At 43.0% G+C, this 1338-nt stretch carries 4 protein-coding genes; all 4 read right to left on the reverse strand.

Translation table 11 applies throughout. The features are described from left to right. The coding region (locus tag G468_RS0118045; RefSeq protein ID WP_026824153.1) for a hypothetical protein at positions 1–246 on the reverse strand (246 nt) is incomplete at its 3' end. Continuing rightward, positions 239–838, reverse strand: a complete 600-nt coding sequence (locus G468_RS0118050) for an ORF6N domain-containing protein (RefSeq protein ID WP_026824154.1) — start codon at positions 836–838, stop codon at positions 239–241. The genes G468_RS0118045 and G468_RS0118050, both read right to left, overlap by 8 nt. Further along, complete coding sequence (locus tag G468_RS0118055; RefSeq protein ID WP_026824155.1) at positions 831–1034, reverse strand: hypothetical protein; 204 nt, start codon at positions 1032–1034, stop codon at positions 831–833. The genes G468_RS0118050 and G468_RS0118055 overlap by 8 nt, the downstream gene beginning before the upstream one ends. Next, positions 1031–1219: a hypothetical protein gene (locus G468_RS0118060; RefSeq protein WP_026824156.1), complete on the reverse strand. Its 189-nt coding sequence runs from the start codon at positions 1217–1219 to the stop codon at positions 1031–1033. The genes G468_RS0118055 and G468_RS0118060 overlap by 4 nt, the downstream gene beginning before the upstream one ends. Positions 1220–1338 lie beyond the last annotated feature (119 nt).

A 1338-nucleotide genomic window follows, 5' to 3' on the forward strand; every position in this document is an offset into this window, starting at 1 on the left:
AATGAGTGCCTGAGCAATTTTAGGTAAGCACATCAACGCCTCACTCATCCGGCATAAATCCGCTTTCGCCTGACTATCGGCATAGTTTTCATTGCTACATGCCCAATATGCGCATTCACCAAAGGCTTTTAGCCCTGACATAATCCCATCAAACCCTGCCTCACAAGCACCTTTCATTTCTCTTAGATCTTTAGTGCTCATCGCCTGTAAATTATCCGCTATGAGGTAATGCTGAATATCAGCCATGATGTACCCCCTTGGTGAAATCACCTAAATCACAGATAGACAGTTGGGAAAGTTCAATAACGGTTTTGATGGCTGGACGAAGGCGCTTAAGCTCTCTACGGCGTAGGGTCATCGCTGCACTGCCTGGCTTACCATGACCAAGATAAGAGTCCTTCTCTGCCTTAACGACAAGATGTTGCGCTTCCTCCGGTTTCATCTGGCTTAACTCTTCAAGCGAAGGAATATCAACATGACGGAGTTCACCTAAGGTGTTACGGCGGAAATAAACATTGACTAGCTCTTTTTGTATTTTCCAAGAAAGCTCATCACGAAATGACTTAACGATTAACAAATAACCTGATTCAGTTAGAACCGTTAGCCCCCTGTTTGGCACAGAAATTCCTAAAGTATCTAATTGATACTTTAGAGATACTGGAATCGATAAATAATCTTCCTCATAGACAAAATGTTCTCTATGGCGGTTAAATGCGACTCGTGTAGTTCCTTTAGGGCGATCATGTGCCTTATCAATCATGGCAAAAGTAACAACACGCTTACCTTGGTACTCCACAACAGGCATCGCCCGATTATGGATAGCGACAAAATTAGACATGTTGTCCCTCCTTACCCATGTCTAGCATGGTCACGAGGGTATTAGCCCTTTCAGACGCCAAAAACACTAAATCAGATAGATAAAAGGCTAGGCTATTATCCTTTTCTACTGCTATCTGATTGATACAATTAAGCAAAGATGCCGTTATGGTTGCATAGTGAAGAAGATTGTCATTATTGACATAAGCGCTATTCATAATGTCACCTCCTCTAAATCCTGACGAGATTTAGCCAAGTCCCTGGCATATTCGAGTAGGGCGAAAGCAATGTCTTGTGACTTCGGATCGCTAAATAAATATTCCATCGTCTCAAGCAATGTCGCTATGACATTTAATTTGTCTTGAGGGTGAATATAAGCCGCTGGAAGTGAGCTATTACACATAAGCCACCTCCTGTACAGGCTTAAGGCCTGACCAGACAAGCCGATCACCTTTGAACAGCACATGAAATAATCTGCGCTCACGACGGGTTAATGACACTTTGCCGTAGGGAATGTTGGAA

It is taken from the genome of Arsenophonus nasoniae DSM 15247 (genome assembly GCF_000429565.1).
GTDB classification, from domain to species: Bacteria; Pseudomonadota; Gammaproteobacteria; order Enterobacterales; family Enterobacteriaceae; genus Arsenophonus; species Arsenophonus nasoniae.